This window comes from Acinetobacter tianfuensis (assembly GCF_003611465.1).
Taxonomy (GTDB): Bacteria; Pseudomonadota; Gammaproteobacteria; order Pseudomonadales; family Moraxellaceae; genus Acinetobacter; species Acinetobacter tianfuensis.
In genome coordinates, this window is sequence record NZ_RAXV01000001.1 from 238,506 (window position 1) to 253,384 (window position 14,879).

Consider the following 14,879-nt stretch of genomic DNA (forward strand, 5'->3'; position numbering starts at 1 on the left):
CACATTTGGAAGAGGTGTGCCGTGTTTAATATTCGACTATGTGACCGTTTGGACTCGCAGGTGTCGGGCGGCATCGATTTACGCTGTAAGGGCTGAGTTTGGATGGAAATTTAGATCGTTTTGGCGGGATGATGAAAGATTTTCGCAAGCAGTTGGATTTTTTTGTACAATAGGCGCAGAAATTATTGAGTGAATCACATGAGCACCCAGACTCCTCCCAAGAAAAAGGCTTTGGTTCAGCTGCCTTTTCCAATGAAAAAAGCAGATGAAAATGCTGCAGATGAAGTATTGGAAGATTTGCGTCCAAAACCGCAGCGCTATGCAGACCGCACGTGGATGCCGCCTCGCGGTACACGCCGCTCAATGGGCAAGCGTTAATAAAAAAACCTGCATTTTTGCAGGTTTTTTTATGTCATTGCTGCGCTGCGTAATATGCTCTTTTCTGATGATACATAACCGCATCGGCGCGTTTTAAGGTGTCTTCCAGCCGCTCGTTCGGCTGGGAGCAGGCATGACCAATAGACAGGCTGATGGGGTGCGCAGCATGAAATTGGTTATCGATCAGCATGAGTTCATTTAGGCTATGCAGGCAATTGTTCAGTGAAGTGAGGTCAGCATTTGGCAGCAGGATGACAAATTCATATCCGCCAATTCTTGACGCGCTGTATTGAGTATTTTTAATCAGCTGCTCTAAAACATGCCCCATACGTCGCAGCAATTCATCACCTGCATCATGGCCAAATTGGTCATTGATATTTTTCAGGCCATTTAAGTCAATAAAAATACAGGAAACTGGGCGCTGCATGCTGCGTTCTAAGCGGTTGACTTCATCGATATAAAAAATACGGTTATACAGTTTGGTCAGCGCATCATGCTTGCCTAAATATTCCAAATAATTTTCTGCTTTTTTACGCGCAGTAATATCGACTAATGCGACTTGAACCGTATCCCATGTTTGTTCCGCACCGGGGAAAACCGTAAATTGAAGCAAAACATGGCGGATACTGCCATCTAAAGCATAATTCACCGCCTCATGCTGATGGCGGGTTTTGCCTTCCCATAAGTCCAGCAGCTGCTGACGGAAGGTTTGTGACATTTCATTGCTGAAAATTTTATGCGTATTTTTCAGCAAGATTGACTTATCTGCTGCGCCAAACAAATCAAGGGTTGCCTGGTTCACATCGATAATCACAATGTCTTTAATGCATTGCTGGATAAAGTCTGGATGCACGTCTAAAAAAGTATTGAAATCTTCAATGCCGATCGCGCGCAGCTGATCCAGCCGTTTTTTAATGCTGCTGAAATCCTCTACCCATAAAGAGGTAGGCGAATATACGAAACGCGCTTCCGCCAGCATGCGGTTTTTTTCTTCCAGACGGCGCGCATTTTGAAAAGGCGTAATATTTTCTGTCGTAATCAGCACTTGTGACCAATCATGCAGATACTCAGGCAATATTGCACATCGCAGCTGTATATCCAGCCGTTCACCGGAAAGTGTATAGTTGACGGCAGTGTTGGTAAATTGTGTCCTGCCTTCCCATAAATGCACCAATTCTTCAACATGCGTATGAAGCATGTCTTCACGGAAGATATGTTTCAAGTTCTCTCTAAGTTCTTCTAGGTTAGAGGCTTCATATAGTTTCAGTGTTTGCGGGTTAACTTGTAAGATATTGATCTTTCTTGCGCTTTGCTCTACTTCTAAAGGGTTATTTTGCAGATACTCACGTAAATCCTGTATGCCTTGCGCACGCCAGCTTTGCAGCTGCAGTTTAACAGCGCTGAAGTCTTCTAGCCAAAGCGGGATAGGGGACATATTAAAAACAGGATTGTCTAGCTGAATCATGATCTATTCTCGGGAGAGTATATATTTCACATGCAGATGCGAAATGCTCTTATATTTATAAAGTGTGCTGCATTTCACAAAATAACTGAAAAAAATAAAAAAAGCCAATCTTTGCAGACTGGCTTTTTGAGCATTTATTTTTTGGCTTTATTGGCGGGTTTTGGGGGCTGAATTTCGCGGTTGCCCAGCCAGACATCGGCAAAATCTTTTTCATTAATGCCGTATAGCTCAAGCAGCGCTAAAATTACACCGCCAAAAATCATTGGGCCTTCTGAGTTATTTTGGAATTCAAAAATTTTGCCGTTTAGATTATGCAAAATATCTGCAACTTCAAACTCACGGTCACGGCCATTGCTGTCAGTTGGATACATTTGTGTATTCAGCACAATTTTTGCAAGGCTTTTTTCATTTTCAGACAGGGCCAGGACATCAATCAGCTCATCTGTCACTGGTGTGAAAATAACAGAGTCTCGGTAAATCGTATGAAGCAGTTTTTGAGTCAGTTTTGGCAGCGGCTTTTCCACAAAAGGCCGAAAAGAGGCAGGAAAAATAACATTGTGGGAAATACCTTTAAACATCGGGGCGATTTCTTCAACTTTGTAGCCTGCAACGCCGCAGCCAATAGAGGTTAAAAAGTATTGCTGCTTTGGATGATTTTTTGTATAAATTTTAAAGTCATCGACATAGTGCTGAATTTGCGACAGCGGCATCTGCTGCAAGTGTTCATTCATGGTTGGTATGGCAAAACTTTGACCTGACCAGCCGCGTCCAACACCTTTAAGTGCGCCAAAGTGCTCCATTGCGGTACGGGCAGCGCCGCCAGCATGCGTGCCAGCCATGTTGCTGCCAAATACAAAGACAGTATCTTCCGGTAAGGCTTTGATTATGCTTTCGTCATGGTAATGATAAGTCATGCTGATTCACTTGAACTTAGAGTTATTATCCATGGTGCAATTGCTGGAGCGCTGGGTCAAGTCATGTGCATATTTATTTTTCTGATTTAAAGCGCATTTTTATCCATCATTTTATAAATAGCCTGAAATCAGCGGGCTGCAAGCGGGTGTAGTGAAGTCATGAGGCTGATGAAAGATTGCGCTGCGTCATAAAGCGGCTGCCAGATTAAAACAAATGCAGATTAAGCATTGTATCGCTTTCATTTGCCCTCATAATTGAACATGAAATTTATAGCGTGAAATAGCCGAATATTATGAGTGATAGCCAGCCTTTCGAATTAGTCACCCACTTTGAGCCAGCGGGTGATCAGCCTCAAGCCATTCAAAAGCTTGTGCTGGGTGTGGAGCAAGGCTATCGCGATCAGCTGCTGCTTGGGGTTACGGGTTCAGGCAAAACCTACACCATGGCGAATGTGATTGCGCAGACACAGCGCCCGACCATTATTATGGCGCATAACAAAACACTGGCAGCGCAGCTGTATGGAGAATTCAAAGCTTTTTTCCCGCACAATGCCGTGGAATATTTTGTCAGTTATTATGACTACTATCAGCCTGAAGCCTATGTGCCGTCTTCAGATACCTTTATTGAAAAAGACTCATCCATTAATGATCATATTGATCAAATGCGTTTATCCGCTACGCGTGCGCTGTTAGAACGTAAAGACGCCATTATTATTGCATCCGTTTCTGCTATTTATGGTTTGGGTGATCCGAATGCTTATATGAGCATGCTGCTGCATATTGTGCAGGGTGACCGTATTAACCGTGATGACATCATCCGCCGTTTGGTCGAAATGCAGTACACCCGCAATGAGTTAGAGTTCTTGCGCGGTACTTACCGTATCCGCGGTGAAATTATCGATATTTTCCCTGCCGAATCGGATCAGCATGCAATCCGTATTGAGCTGTTTGATGATGAAGTAGATTCGATCCGCTGGTTTGATCCTTTAACGGGCAAATTGGTGCGTAAAGTGCCCCGTGTGACGATTTATCCGAAAAGCCACTATGTGACGCCGAAAGATAATTTGCGCCGTGCAATTGATACCATCCGTGAAGAGCTGGCAGAACGTCTAGGCTTTTTCCGCGCCAATGACAAGCTGCTGGAAGCGCAGCGTATTGAACAGCGTACCCGCTATGATTTGGAAATGATGCAGCAGCTGGGTTATACCAACGGTATTGAAAACTATTCACGTCATTTATCAGGCCGTCCTGCAGGTGAAGCGCCGCCGACACTGTTTGACTATATACCGGATGATGCGCTGCTGATTATTGATGAGTCGCACGTGACTGTGCCGCAGATAGGCGCAATGTATAAAGGTGACCGTTCACGTAAAGAAAACTTGGTGAATTATGGTTTCCGTCTGCCTAGCGCGCTGGATAACCGGCCAATGAAATTTGAGGAGTGGGAGCGTATTGTTCCTGCCACGATATATGTCAGCGCAACGCCAGCACGTTATGAGCTGGAAAAGTCCGAACAGATTGTCGAACAGGTGGTGCGCCCGACAGGCTTAGTTGATCCGGAAATAGAAATCCGACCTGTACTGACACAAGTGGATGATGTGCTGTCTGAAATTAATAACCGTAAAGAGCTGAACGAACGTGTTCTCATCACGACATTGACCAAACGTATGGCAGAAGACCTCACTTCATATTTAAAAGAATATGGCGTAAAAGTGGCTTATCTGCATTCAGACATTGATACGGTTGAACGGACCAAAATTATTCATGAGCTGCGTTCAGGTATTTATGATGCTCTGGTCGGAATTAACCTGCTGCGTGAAGGCTTAGACATGCCTGAAGTCTCATTGGTCGCAATTTTAGATGCCGATAAAGAGGGTTTTTTGCGTTCTGAACGTTCTCTGATCCAAACCATTGGCCGTGCAGCGCGTAACTTAAACGGCAAAGCCATTTTATATGCAGACCGTATAACAGACTCCATGCAAAAGGCGATGGATGAAACGGAGCGCCGCCGTTTAAAACAGCTTGAATTTAACCAGCTGCATGGTATTACGCCGCGCAGCGCAGTACGTCAGGTCGTAAAAGATTTGGATGACGGTGAAGTTCTGACGGATGACCAAATTGAAGCAGGCGCAGAGGATCAAGCTAAAGCATTAAGCGCAGATGAAATGCATTTGCTGTCAGATCCGAAGCTGCTGGCAAAGCATATGAGCAAATTGGAAAAAGAAATGCTGAAAGCTTCGAAGGAGCTTCAATTTGAACAGGCGGCCCGCTTACGTGATGAAATTCTGCGTTTGAAAGCGCAAATGCTGCAGTAAGTCAGAAATAAGAGATTGATTAATTTTTACACAACCTAGACAGAGGCATGGGTTTTACGCGTTATTGTAAATAAGCAATTGTGAATGAAATACGGTTTTAAAGATGCAGGTAAAACTTGATGATCAATAATAATCTCCCTAAAGCTGGCTTTAGACTGGCTAAAATTCTTGCGGGCGGCGCTGTACTGGCGGGGCTGGGTGCTGTAACAATGGCTTATGCGCAAACTAAGCCCTTAAGTGTCGTAGAGCGGGTAGAGTTAGACCGCTATTTGGGTGTTTGGTATGAAGTAGCCCGCAAACCGCTGTCGTTTCAAAATAAATGTGCACGGGATGTCACCGCAGTTTATACCTTGAATGAAAATGGCAATGTGCAGGTAGAAAACAGCTGTGTTATGAAAGACGGCACACCGGCATCGTCTTTAGGTGAGGCATTTGTAGAAAATGCGCCATTTAACAGCAAATTGAAAGTCAGCTTTTTACCTGATGCGATCCGCTGGCTGCCTGCGGGCCGCGCTAATTACTGGATACTCAAATTAGATGATGACTATCAGACCGTTTTAGTGGGTGAGCCTAGGCGTAAATATATGTGGGTGCTTTCACGGACACCGCATCCTGAACAGCAGGTCATTCATGAATATTTAGAATATGCAAAATCAGTAGGATATGATTTATCCGATTTGATTCGGACAAAACAAACTGGAAAATAATGCTGAATTTATAACAGATGTAAAAAACCATGCTTAAGCATGGTTTTTTATTTGCTAGAATATTAAAGCTTTATTCTGCATGCTGCAGAGGCTGCTTAATTAATCAACTTGAGGTGAATGATGTATAAAGGCGTTGCTTTGTCTGTATTGGCATCAGTCACTTTTGGGGTGCTGTATTTTTATACGCAGTTCCTGCAGCCGCTGGACAGCGAACAAACCTTTGCTTGGCGTATGCTGGCAACTTTGCCTTTCCTCACTCTTTTTATGTATTTTACGGGTGACTTAAAGCATGCAGCAGAAATTTTTAAGCGCAGTGTACGTCAGCCAGTATTTCTTATTTGGCTGATTTTCAGCTCTTTGCTTTGTACAACGCAATTGTGGCTATTTTTATGGGGGCCGATTAACGGCCGCGGGCTGCAAGTTTCCTTGGGCTATTTTTTATTGCCTTTGGTCATGGTTCTGGTGGGATGCGTACTTTATAAAGAAAAGCTGTCGCATTGGCAGATAGCGGCGGTTATTTTAGCTGTGCTGGGTGTTGGGCATGAAATCTGGCGTATTGGCAGCATTGCTTGGGAAACAGCTTATGTTGCCGTGGCATATCCTTTGTATTTCTTTTTGCGCCGCGTATTTCAAACGGACAATTTAGGCGGTTTTTGGTGGGATTTGATGCTGATTATCCCCGCTGCAATTTATCTAGGCTTTTACTATAGCGACAGCATGCCGCTTATTCTGCAATTGCCGCATTTGATTTGGGCCGTGATTGGGCTCGGGTTTTTAAGCGCTTTAGGGCTTGGAAGCTATATCTTGGCCAGCCGTATGCTGCCTTTTGTGATTTTTGGCCTGCTCAGCTATTTAGAACCTGTCCTGCTGGCTTTTGCATCGATTATGCTTGGGGAGCGTGTAGAAGCGGGAGAATGGCTGACGTATATACCAATTTGGCTGGCTGTACTGCTTTTGGTTATAGAAGGGACACTGCATTTGCTGAAGCAGCAGAAGCATAAAAAGGCGTTGGCTAAAAATATTGAAGGTATGCAAAAAAGGCTGGAAGATCAATTGTGATTCCAGCGCTATTTGAGATGTGAAACATTAAATTTATATTAATCGTTCATAATTGAATTTTGATTTTACTCAAAAAATAAAAAAAACGTAATTTTTCATTCATAGATGGTTTCTCGGTATTGATTAAAAAATGATAACTGTTTAACATTTGCAAAACATTAAAAAAAACCATTCATATTTCAAAAAATAATTTTTTGAGGGCTAGACGATGCAAAACAGCAGTATTCCGTATCAAATACGCGCCGCATTATTACAGCTAGAACCTAGTCTGGATGTGGATTGGAACGAGCGTTTAACCGCCATTTTTAATGATGTAGATATGGCGCTTCGTGAAGAAATTGACAGTCAAATTTTAAGATCTAAAGAAATTGTCTGGAACAGAATGACAAACACTTTTGAGTTTAAAGCACAGTCCAGTCTTGCAATTTTAAAACATGGTTTAAGCAATGAGCGGATGCGCGCAATTGCTAAAACCCTAAGTGAATCGCTTGAAGATTTAAAAACATTAGATGACAGCGCTCAAATTGCAGATTATTTAGAAAATGCAATCGAGCAGATTGATCAAATCCAAGTGGACGAAAATTTTCTGCTGCAGCGGGAAAAACTGCTGATCCGCCGTACATTTTTGCTCAACGCAGCGAAAGTCATCCGCCGTATGCAGATTACGCCGCCGCAGGGTGTCCGTCAGCTGAGCGAAGCGCAAATTAAATGTTTTATTATTGAAGTGTATATAAAGCAGCAGCTGCTGGGGTATTGGTTCAAGCCATTGCTGAAACGTAATTCACCGTTTATGAAGCTGCCGATTTTCAGATACTATTTAAGCAAACAGCAAAAAATCCGCCATTTTGAGTTGGTTAAAACCTCAGAGTTCATCTTTGTGACAGCGCCTGTTATGCAGGTCGAACATAACCCGTATTCTGTACGCCGTTTTTTAGCCGAAGAAAAAGGCGCGATACCAGATCAAGTTTTTTTGAATGTCATTGTGCTGGATTTGGCCCAAGCTGGCGAAAATGATTATATCGATCGTTTTAAAGCGCAAATTGAGTGTATGGTGACCATTCAAAGTCAAATTCATGTCGATGTGATGGACTTGGTCATTCAGCTGGAAGAAGTATGTGAAAATACTTTAATTCCAATGCTGATTGAACCGATTCAATTTGTTGCTAAAAATGCTGATGTGGTTGCGCAGATGCATTTGAAAAAATTTGAAAATGCATTAACCAGTGACTTTTTCAAACCTGTGCATGAAGCGGTTAAAACCCATTTGTCACATATTGAGGAATTTGATTATTTATATTTAAATGCCCACCGCTTATATTCTGAATTGCTTGCATATTATCGTGAGTTTAAAGAACAGCCTGCGCTGGTATTTAATCCGAATGTACAGCAGTTTGAATATAAACTGGTTGGCTTTTTAAAGCTGATGGAAAAACGCAGACAAGATACTTTTGTGCCGCTGAATCAGGCAGAATGGGATGTGATGCATCAGCGTTCGCTGAAACCGCTGCAGGATATCCGTTTTGTGATTACGGAAAGTTTGCTGGATTTCCGTGAACTGACCATCTATACCAACAAGCTGAAACGCCAAAGTGCAGAAAAAGCCTCTTTCTTAAAGCGCATGACTAAAGGCCAGCAAGCGGAGCGTGATTTGCTGGAAGCGCAGAAAGCAGGGCAGCAGCTGAAACATAAAATGTTTATGAGTATTCTGCAGGCGCCGCGGATGAGTCCTAGATGTTCAGTTTTCTTAGAATTTGAAAGCTTGCATAACTTTAGCGACAATGAGCGCCACTATGCTTTTCCTTGCGGTGATAATGGCCTGACACGTTTGCCTATTTTATTGCGCTTGCCAGATAATTATACTGATTTTGACGTAGAAAACTTCAATGCGTCTATTCATTTTGATTTGAATTTTTCTGTAGCATCTAAAGCAGAGAAAATGAGCTATGAACTGAATTACTCGACCTGATTTAACAATTTGATATAGGCTGTGACGAATTTAGAACTTAATAGCGCGTGATAAATAAGCAATTAAAAATTAATTATTTTTTTGCTGTAAAATGTATATTTAAATGTTTTAAAAATAAAATCATCAAAATAATTACAACTATTTTTCTAATTTATAGTGAATATATAGGAAAATAGTCTCATCAAAATCTGCTTATGGATTCTATATTTTAGATAATTCCATTACAATTGTCGGGTTTTGAATTTAATGCCTAGATATACAATTAATTAGAGGACGTATCTGTGAGCAAAGAGACTATTATCGCCCTACATGCAGAGCACCAAGGTCGCTGGAAAAACCGTGAAGAAATTGCGGAACAAATGATTGCTTTGATCGGTAAGCTATATCGTGAGAAAAACATCGCAACGACTATTTACGGCCGTTCTTTAGTTAACCGTTCGGTTATCCAAATTCTTAAAGCGCACCGTTTCACACGCATGATGGACGTTGAGCTTTCTGTTGTAAACACTTTCCCAATTCTTGAAGCATTGGCGAAAATTGAAAACATTGGCACAGCTGAAATTGACCTAGGCAAACTTGCTGTAGAATTTAAAGCAAAAGGCGGCGATATCGACGCATTTGTTGCTGAATCTGTTCAGTCAGCACAAGGCCGTCCGACTGCTGTAGAAGGCAAAGACGTTGTTCTTTACGGTTTTGGCCGTATTGGCCGCATCTTAGCGCGCCTTATGATTGCTCAATCCGGTTTAGGCCGCGGTCTGAACCTAAAAGCAATTGTTGTGCGTAAATCATCTGACGGTGACTTGGAAAAACGTGCTTCTTTACTTCGCCGTGACTCTATTCATGGTTCATTCTCAGGTACAATTTCTGTAGATGAAGAAAACGAAGCAATTATTGCAAACGGTCAATTCATCAAAGTTATTTATGCTTCTAGCCCTGCAGAAGTTGACTACACAGCTTATGGCATCAGCGATGCGCTTGTAATCGATAACACGGGTAAATGGCGTGATGCAGAAGGTCTTTCTCAGCACCTTAACTGCCCAGGCGCTTCACGTGTAATCTTGACTGCACCTGGTAAAGGTGACATGAAGAACGTTGTTTATGGTGTTAACCAAGGCGACATTCTTGATGAAGATGCAATTATCTCTGCTGCAAGCTGTACAACGAATGCGATCACTCCAACACTTAAAGTGTTAGATGACAAATACAAAGTATTAAATGGTCACGTTGAAACGGTTCACTCGTTCACAAACGACCAGAACTTAATTGACAACTACCATAAAGCTGACCGCCGTGGCCGTGCTGCGACACTGAACATGGTAATTACTGAAACTGGTGCGGCTAAAGCTGTTGCTAAAGCGCTTCCGGGCCTTAAAGGCAAATTGACTGGTAACTCTGTACGTGTCCCGACTCCAAACGTATCTCTTGCTATTCTTAACTTAACACTTGAGAAAGAAGTAGAGCGTGAAGAAGTGAACGAATACATTCGTCAAATTTCGATCAGCTCAAGCCTTCAAGGTCAGATCGGCTATACAAACTCTACTGAAGTTGTATCGTCTGACTTTATCGGTTCACGCACTGCAGGTGTATTTGATGCGCAAGCAACGATTACTTCTGGCAATCGTTTAACTGCATACGTTTGGTATGACAACGAAGTTGGCTATAGCTGTCAAGTATTGCGTATTGCTGAACAAATGGGCGGCGTAAGCTACCCTAAAATCCCTGCTGAAACTAATGCATAATTAGTCAGTACGGAATAAAAAAGAGCCTCATATGAGGCTCTTTTTTATGTTTAACATGTTGCCTGCTGTGGATCAAAATATTCAGCCCAGCAGAGGGAAGCTTAGCCAGCACGATCAGTTAGGTGATTAAAGCAAAGCTTGTTGCTTAAATTATTAAAAATAAGTACATGAAATAATTTAAAAAAATGCTACATAAAGTTGACGATTTTAAGCAGACTAAAATACTTGGATTTGAAATAATATAAAAAAGATAAAAGAAGTTAAGGAATAACTTTGCAAATAAAACATATGCTGGGTGGATTGATCTTTATCGTGTTTGCAGCAATCTGTGGTGTATTGCTCGCAATCTGGGTATTTAAGCATTTTAATATTAATATTCCATTGGAAAATCAAAGTGTCCGTATTGATTTGCAGGAACCGCTGCAAGCAAAGGTGAAAATTCATGACGCGCTGAATGTCGATGTTACAGGGCGGGTCAATGCAGAAATTCCAATTCGGGAAAATTTAAATATTCCTTTAACTCAAACTCTGACACCGCGGGTATTTTTTGATAACCAAGTGCCGATTAAAACCGTTATACCTGTACGTGAGACACTAAAAGTCAATCAAAACATGCCGATTGATACAAAGGTGCAGGTTAATGTAATGGGTAAGGAGATTACACTGCCTTTGAAAGGGATGATTCCAATTCAGTTGGATGTACCTATTCAAATAGATGTGCCTTTGGAACAAAAAATTCATCTTAAGTTTGATGCGCCTGTACGTACACAGCTGAAAGAAAATCTGCATATACCGCTGGAAACAACGTTAAAAACCAATATTCCCATTGAAGGCAAACTGAATGTGCCAATTAAAACAGCGTTAAAGGCAACTGTAGATGTCAAAAATACTTTGCCTGTGAAAATTAAGCGCGGTGAATTGATCATTCCATTAAAAGATATGTCACTTTCTCAGCGCAGCGCACATCAAGCGGGGCAGTAATCATGCGGATCTTCCGTTCATACTGGCATTGGCTGATTGCTTTTACAGGCACTGCTGTTTTAATTGCGGTCTTATTTTGGCTGTATCTGAATATTCAGGCATCACTGAAAGTATCAGCACAGCAAGCGGATATAGAGCTGTCGCATTCATTGCCTACGGTCATTCATGTCGGTAATTATTTGGAAACGCATGCAAAGGGCGGCTTAAATACATCCATCGCTTTAGACCGCAAGCTGAGTTTGCCTTTGCAGGGTAAATATTTAGCCAATTTGGCCTTTAGTGTGGAAGTGCCAATTACAGTAAATTTAGACTACGAAACACCGCTGCGTATTAAGCAAAATATGCCGCTGGAAGCGACGACTGACTTGATTTATCAAAACAAGCTGTTGCCGAAGTTTCCGCTGAAGCTGAATATTCCTATTGATTTAGAAGTGCCTTTTCGTATTCAGCGGCAATATACCGTGCCAGTCAAGATTGTATTTAATGGCCCTGTATATTTTGATTTTAATGAGCCTGTACATTTACACGTGCGTCATGCAATTTCACCGCAGCTGAATATTAATGATCCGATGACTATGCGTAAAGTCGCAGCCTTTCATGCCACGATGTATAACACCGAACGTAACAGCAAAGCGAATTTGGACATGCAAATGAATGTGCCGTTAAAGAATATTCATCCTTAAACAGAAAACCCGCTCAGTTTGAGCGGGTTTTCCTTCAATTAGAGTGATGCAATATTTGCGCTGTGCACTAAACTTTTGATTTGAGACTGGATAGATATGGTCTTATGGCCAATCAGCTGTTCCAAGTCTTTGCTGTCACTGAACATGACGCCATTGGCTGTTTCTATATCCGCTTCAGTAATTAAGTTCACTAAACCTTCAGGCAATCCTGCTGCTGTTAGGCCTTGAGCGAGCGCCGCGCCGCCAATTTCTAGATATTCAACAGGCTGTCCAGAAACTTGAGTAATAAAAGCAGCTAAATCAGCTTTACTGAAGCTTTCAGAACCAGCCAGCTCATAGATTTTTTGTTCATGACCTGCAGATGTGAGTACTGCAGCAGCAGCTTCTGCATAGTCTGCACGTGAAGCAGAACTGATTTGACCATTTTTAGCTGCGCTCAATAATTTTCCAGAAGCAATGTATTGTTCAAGCCCAGCTAAATAGTTTTCGCTATACCAATTGTTGCGTAAGAGAGTGTAGTTCAGCCCGCTGGCTTGAATTAAGGCCTCTGTATCGCGATGTTCTTGTGCTAAGCCTAATGGATTGGTATCTGCGCGTAATAAGCTGGTATAAGCAATGTATGGCACGCGGGCTGTTTGCGCGGCTTGAATGACGGCTTGATGCTGCGGCAGGCGGCGTCCAATTTCATTGGCAGAAATGAGCAGCAGTTTGTCTATGCCTTCAAGTGCTGAGACTAAAGTTTCAGGCGCATCATAGTCAAAATGGCGCAGTTCAATACCTTGAGCTGCTAAATCAGCAGCTTTGTTTTTATTTCGGATTAAGGCGATAATTTTGTCGGCAGGTACCCGTTTTAATAATGCTTGGATCACCAGTTGACCAAGCTGGCCTGTTGCGCCAGTAATTGCAATTTTCATCTTAAAGCCCTCTGTGAATTTGTATAAAAAATAAACTTGATGGCTAAATCATATTCTGTTAACTTACTAAATGAAAGTACGTACCAAAAAGTAAGCTTATTACCCAGAGGTGAGATTTAATGAGTGCTTATGCTTCAAGTAAATTGTTAGGTCAAGTTTTGTCCAGTGAGTGTCCATCTAGAGGAATTTTGGAGCATCTCACCAATAAATGGTCAGTATTGGTATTACGCTGCTTAAATGATGGTGTACACCGTTTCAGTGAGCTGAAGCAGCGAATTGAAGGCATTAGTGAGAAAATGCTGGCGCAGACGCTGAAAATGCTGGAAAACGACGGTTTTATTTTGCGTACGGTCTATCCAGTTGTACCGCCTAAAGTGGAGTATCAGCTGACATTGACTGGTTCACAAGCAGCAGAAAAAGTGATTTATTTAATTACTTGGATCGAAACTAAACTCCCAGAGATTTTGGAGCATAAAACTGCAGCTGTTAATCCTCAGTAATTTAGCGTTATAGGGCAGATTCATATTGCATGCATATGCCCTAAATTTTTTATACTGGTTTCATGGTTTTAAAATCATAGCGGTCAATCAGCAGAATACCCAAAGCAAAAACAAGGGCAGAACTGACACAGCCGTACCAGCCCCAGTACTGCCATGCATAAACAGCAGTTAATGAACCCAAAGCCGCGCCTGAAAAATAAATGGTCATATACACGGCATTAATGCGTGAGCGCGCAGTTGGATTAATGCGGTAAACCAGATTTTGATTCAATACATGAAAAGCCGTCAGCCCAAAATAACTCATCAGCACGCCAAGGGCATAAGCTGCAATATTCTGCTGTGCAAAGGCCAGCGGAATACAGGACAGCAGCATGAGGCTGATGCAAAGAATAGCTACTTTATTTTCTTTACCTTGGCCGACGGTGCGCCCTGACCAGCTGGATGAGTAAATGCCAATCACACCCAATAGGCCGAATAGGCCAATTTGAAAGTCGCTAAAGTAATAGGGCGGGTTGGCTAAAACAAAAGTCATTGAGGTGAAAATCATCGATAAAATAGCAAAGCCTAAAGCGCCTGCGCAGGCCCGCCGTATTAAATGCGGTTCGTCTGCTGCCAGCTGAAACAGTGAACGGTAAATCTTTGCAACAGTCAGTTCGGTATTCGGTTTTGTTGCAGGCAGCTTATTCCACATGAGCAGGGCGAATAAAAGCGTGGCTATGCCGCTGCTGAAATACACCATATTCCAAGACCAAAAAGTTGAAATAAAGCCTGCATAGGTGCGCGATAAAATAATGCCCATGACAAGGCCGCTCATGAGTTTTCCCACAGTGGCAGCGCTTTGTGCGGGCGTGCTGATACTGGATGCAAAAGGAATTAAAATTTGTGCAGAAATTGCGCCAAAAGTTGAACACAGTGTAAAACTGTAGAGCCAAATTAGGCTGAAACTAAATGAAAGCAGTATTTGAGAAAAACCTGCAAACACCATCAGAAAAACAATTAGCTTTCTTTTATTCAGTAAATCACCCAGAGGAACTAAAAGCAGCAGGCCTAAGCCATAGCCGATTTGCGCCAGCACGACAGATAAGCCAGCTTGGTCTGTTGTGAGGCTTAGGCTGTGCTGAATAGAATAAATTAAGGGCTGATTAAAATAGGCAGAACCTGCACATAAGCCGCAGGCTAAAGCCATGAGCAGGACAAATTGCGAAGAAAGTTCAGGCTGAGCGTTGCCTGCAAGCGGTTGATGCATCGAATATCCCTA

General features: G+C 42.3%; 13 protein-coding genes. 9 read left to right on the forward strand and 4 right to left on the reverse strand.

The genetic code is table 11. The features are described from left to right. Window positions 1-198: 198 nt before the first annotated feature. Window positions 199-378, forward strand: a complete 180-nt coding sequence (locus tag D7V32_RS01115; RefSeq protein ID WP_120401067.1) for a hypothetical protein — start codon at window positions 199-201, stop codon at window positions 376-378. A 34-nt stretch (window positions 379-412) separates the two neighbouring features. On the opposite strand, the gene D7V32_RS01120 is transcribed toward D7V32_RS01115, so the two are convergent. Both D7V32_RS01120 and D7V32_RS01125 read right to left on the reverse strand, forming a co-directional pair. Next, window positions 413-1,843 (reverse strand): sensor domain-containing diguanylate cyclase, encoded by a 1,431-nt coding sequence (locus D7V32_RS01120; RefSeq protein WP_120401068.1) that lies wholly within the window; start codon window positions 1,841-1,843, stop codon window positions 413-415. Window positions 1,844-1,977: 134 nt separating this feature from the next. Further along, window positions 1,978-2,757 carry an A1S_2505 family phage non-structural protein gene (locus D7V32_RS01125; RefSeq protein ID WP_120401069.1) on the reverse strand — a complete coding sequence of 260 codons (780 nt, stop codon included), beginning with the start codon at window positions 2,755-2,757 and terminating at the stop codon, window positions 1,978-1,980. A gap of 293 nt (window positions 2,758-3,050) precedes the next feature. Here D7V32_RS01125 and uvrB point away from each other — a divergent pair, with 293 nt between their 5' ends. From uvrB to D7V32_RS01160, 7 genes are all read left to right on the forward strand, one after another. Next, complete coding sequence (uvrB, locus tag D7V32_RS01130; RefSeq protein ID WP_120401070.1) at window positions 3,051-5,072, forward strand: excinuclease ABC subunit UvrB; 2,022 nt, start codon at window positions 3,051-3,053, stop codon at window positions 5,070-5,072. Window positions 5,073-5,191: 119 nt separating this feature from the next. Beyond that, entirely contained in the window at window positions 5,192-5,779 is a 588-nt protein-coding gene (locus D7V32_RS01135) for a lipocalin family protein (protein ID WP_120401071.1), read from the forward strand. Window positions 5,780-5,899: 120 nt separating this feature from the next. Beyond that, on the forward strand, window positions 5,900-6,838 hold the full coding sequence (gene rarD / locus D7V32_RS01140; RefSeq protein WP_120401072.1) for an EamA family transporter RarD: 939 nt from the start codon (window positions 5,900-5,902) through the stop codon (window positions 6,836-6,838). 208 nt (window positions 6,839-7,046) lie between these two features. Then, entirely contained in the window at window positions 7,047-8,804 is a 1,758-nt protein-coding gene (locus D7V32_RS01145) for a hypothetical protein (protein WP_120401073.1), read from the forward strand. 281 nt (window positions 8,805-9,085) lie between these two features. Then, the gene (locus D7V32_RS01150; RefSeq protein WP_120401074.1) at window positions 9,086-10,543 is read left to right on the forward strand and encodes a glyceraldehyde-3-phosphate dehydrogenase; all 1,458 of its coding nucleotides are present in this window, start codon (window positions 9,086-9,088) and stop codon (window positions 10,541-10,543) included. 288 nt (window positions 10,544-10,831) lie between these two features. Further along, on the forward strand, window positions 10,832-11,524 hold the full coding sequence (locus D7V32_RS01155) for an MFS transporter (RefSeq protein ID WP_171407545.1): 693 nt from the start codon (window positions 10,832-10,834) through the stop codon (window positions 11,522-11,524). A gap of 2 nt (window positions 11,525-11,526) precedes the next feature. Further along, the gene (locus D7V32_RS01160) at window positions 11,527-12,207 is read left to right on the forward strand and encodes a hypothetical protein (RefSeq protein WP_120401076.1); all 681 of its coding nucleotides are present in this window, start codon (window positions 11,527-11,529) and stop codon (window positions 12,205-12,207) included. Between the two features lie 38 nt (window positions 12,208-12,245). Here the strand turns inward: D7V32_RS01160 and D7V32_RS01165 are convergent, their stop codons facing one another. Then, complete coding sequence (locus tag D7V32_RS01165; RefSeq protein ID WP_120401077.1) at window positions 12,246-13,121, reverse strand: SDR family oxidoreductase; 876 nt, start codon at window positions 13,119-13,121, stop codon at window positions 12,246-12,248. A gap of 119 nt (window positions 13,122-13,240) precedes the next feature. Here D7V32_RS01165 and D7V32_RS01170 point away from each other — a divergent pair, with 119 nt between their 5' ends. Then, window positions 13,241-13,621 carry a winged helix-turn-helix transcriptional regulator gene (locus tag D7V32_RS01170; RefSeq protein ID WP_120401078.1) on the forward strand — a complete coding sequence of 127 codons (381 nt, stop codon included), beginning with the start codon at window positions 13,241-13,243 and terminating at the stop codon, window positions 13,619-13,621. Window positions 13,622-13,670: 49 nt separating this feature from the next. Here the strand turns inward: D7V32_RS01170 and D7V32_RS01175 are convergent, their stop codons facing one another. Next, the gene (locus D7V32_RS01175) at window positions 13,671-14,867 is read right to left on the reverse strand and encodes an MFS transporter (RefSeq protein WP_120401079.1); all 1,197 of its coding nucleotides are present in this window, start codon (window positions 14,865-14,867) and stop codon (window positions 13,671-13,673) included. Window positions 14,868-14,879: the final 12 nt, after the last annotated feature.

Bases quoted from the DNA above. Each gene is read 5' to 3' on its own strand.
- D7V32_RS01115 (WP_120401067.1), top strand. From the start codon at position 199: ATGAGCACCCAGACTCCTCCCAAGAAAAAGGCTTTGGTTCAGCTGCCT.
- D7V32_RS01120 (WP_120401068.1), bottom strand. From the start codon at position 1,843: ATGATTCAGCTAGACAATCCTGTTTTTAATATGTCCCCTATCCCGCTT.
- D7V32_RS01125 (WP_120401069.1), bottom strand. From the start codon at position 2,757: ATGACTTATCATTACCATGACGAAAGCATAATCAAAGCCTTACCGGAA.
- uvrB (WP_120401070.1), top strand. From the start codon at position 3,051: ATGAGTGATAGCCAGCCTTTCGAATTAGTCACCCACTTTGAGCCAGCG.
- D7V32_RS01135 (WP_120401071.1), top strand. From the start codon at position 5,192: ATGATCAATAATAATCTCCCTAAAGCTGGCTTTAGACTGGCTAAAATT.
- rarD (WP_120401072.1), top strand. From the start codon at position 5,900: ATGTATAAAGGCGTTGCTTTGTCTGTATTGGCATCAGTCACTTTTGGG.
- D7V32_RS01145 (WP_120401073.1), top strand. From the start codon at position 7,047: ATGCAAAACAGCAGTATTCCGTATCAAATACGCGCCGCATTATTACAG.
- D7V32_RS01155 (WP_171407545.1), top strand. From the start codon at position 10,832: ATGCTGGGTGGATTGATCTTTATCGTGTTTGCAGCAATCTGTGGTGTA.
- D7V32_RS01160 (WP_120401076.1), top strand. From the start codon at position 11,527: ATGCGGATCTTCCGTTCATACTGGCATTGGCTGATTGCTTTTACAGGC.
- D7V32_RS01165 (WP_120401077.1), bottom strand. From the start codon at position 13,121: ATGAAAATTGCAATTACTGGCGCAACAGGCCAGCTTGGTCAACTGGTG.
- D7V32_RS01170 (WP_120401078.1), top strand. From the start codon at position 13,241: ATGAGTGCTTATGCTTCAAGTAAATTGTTAGGTCAAGTTTTGTCCAGT.
- D7V32_RS01175 (WP_120401079.1), bottom strand. From the start codon at position 14,867: ATGCATCAACCGCTTGCAGGCAACGCTCAGCCTGAACTTTCTTCGCAA.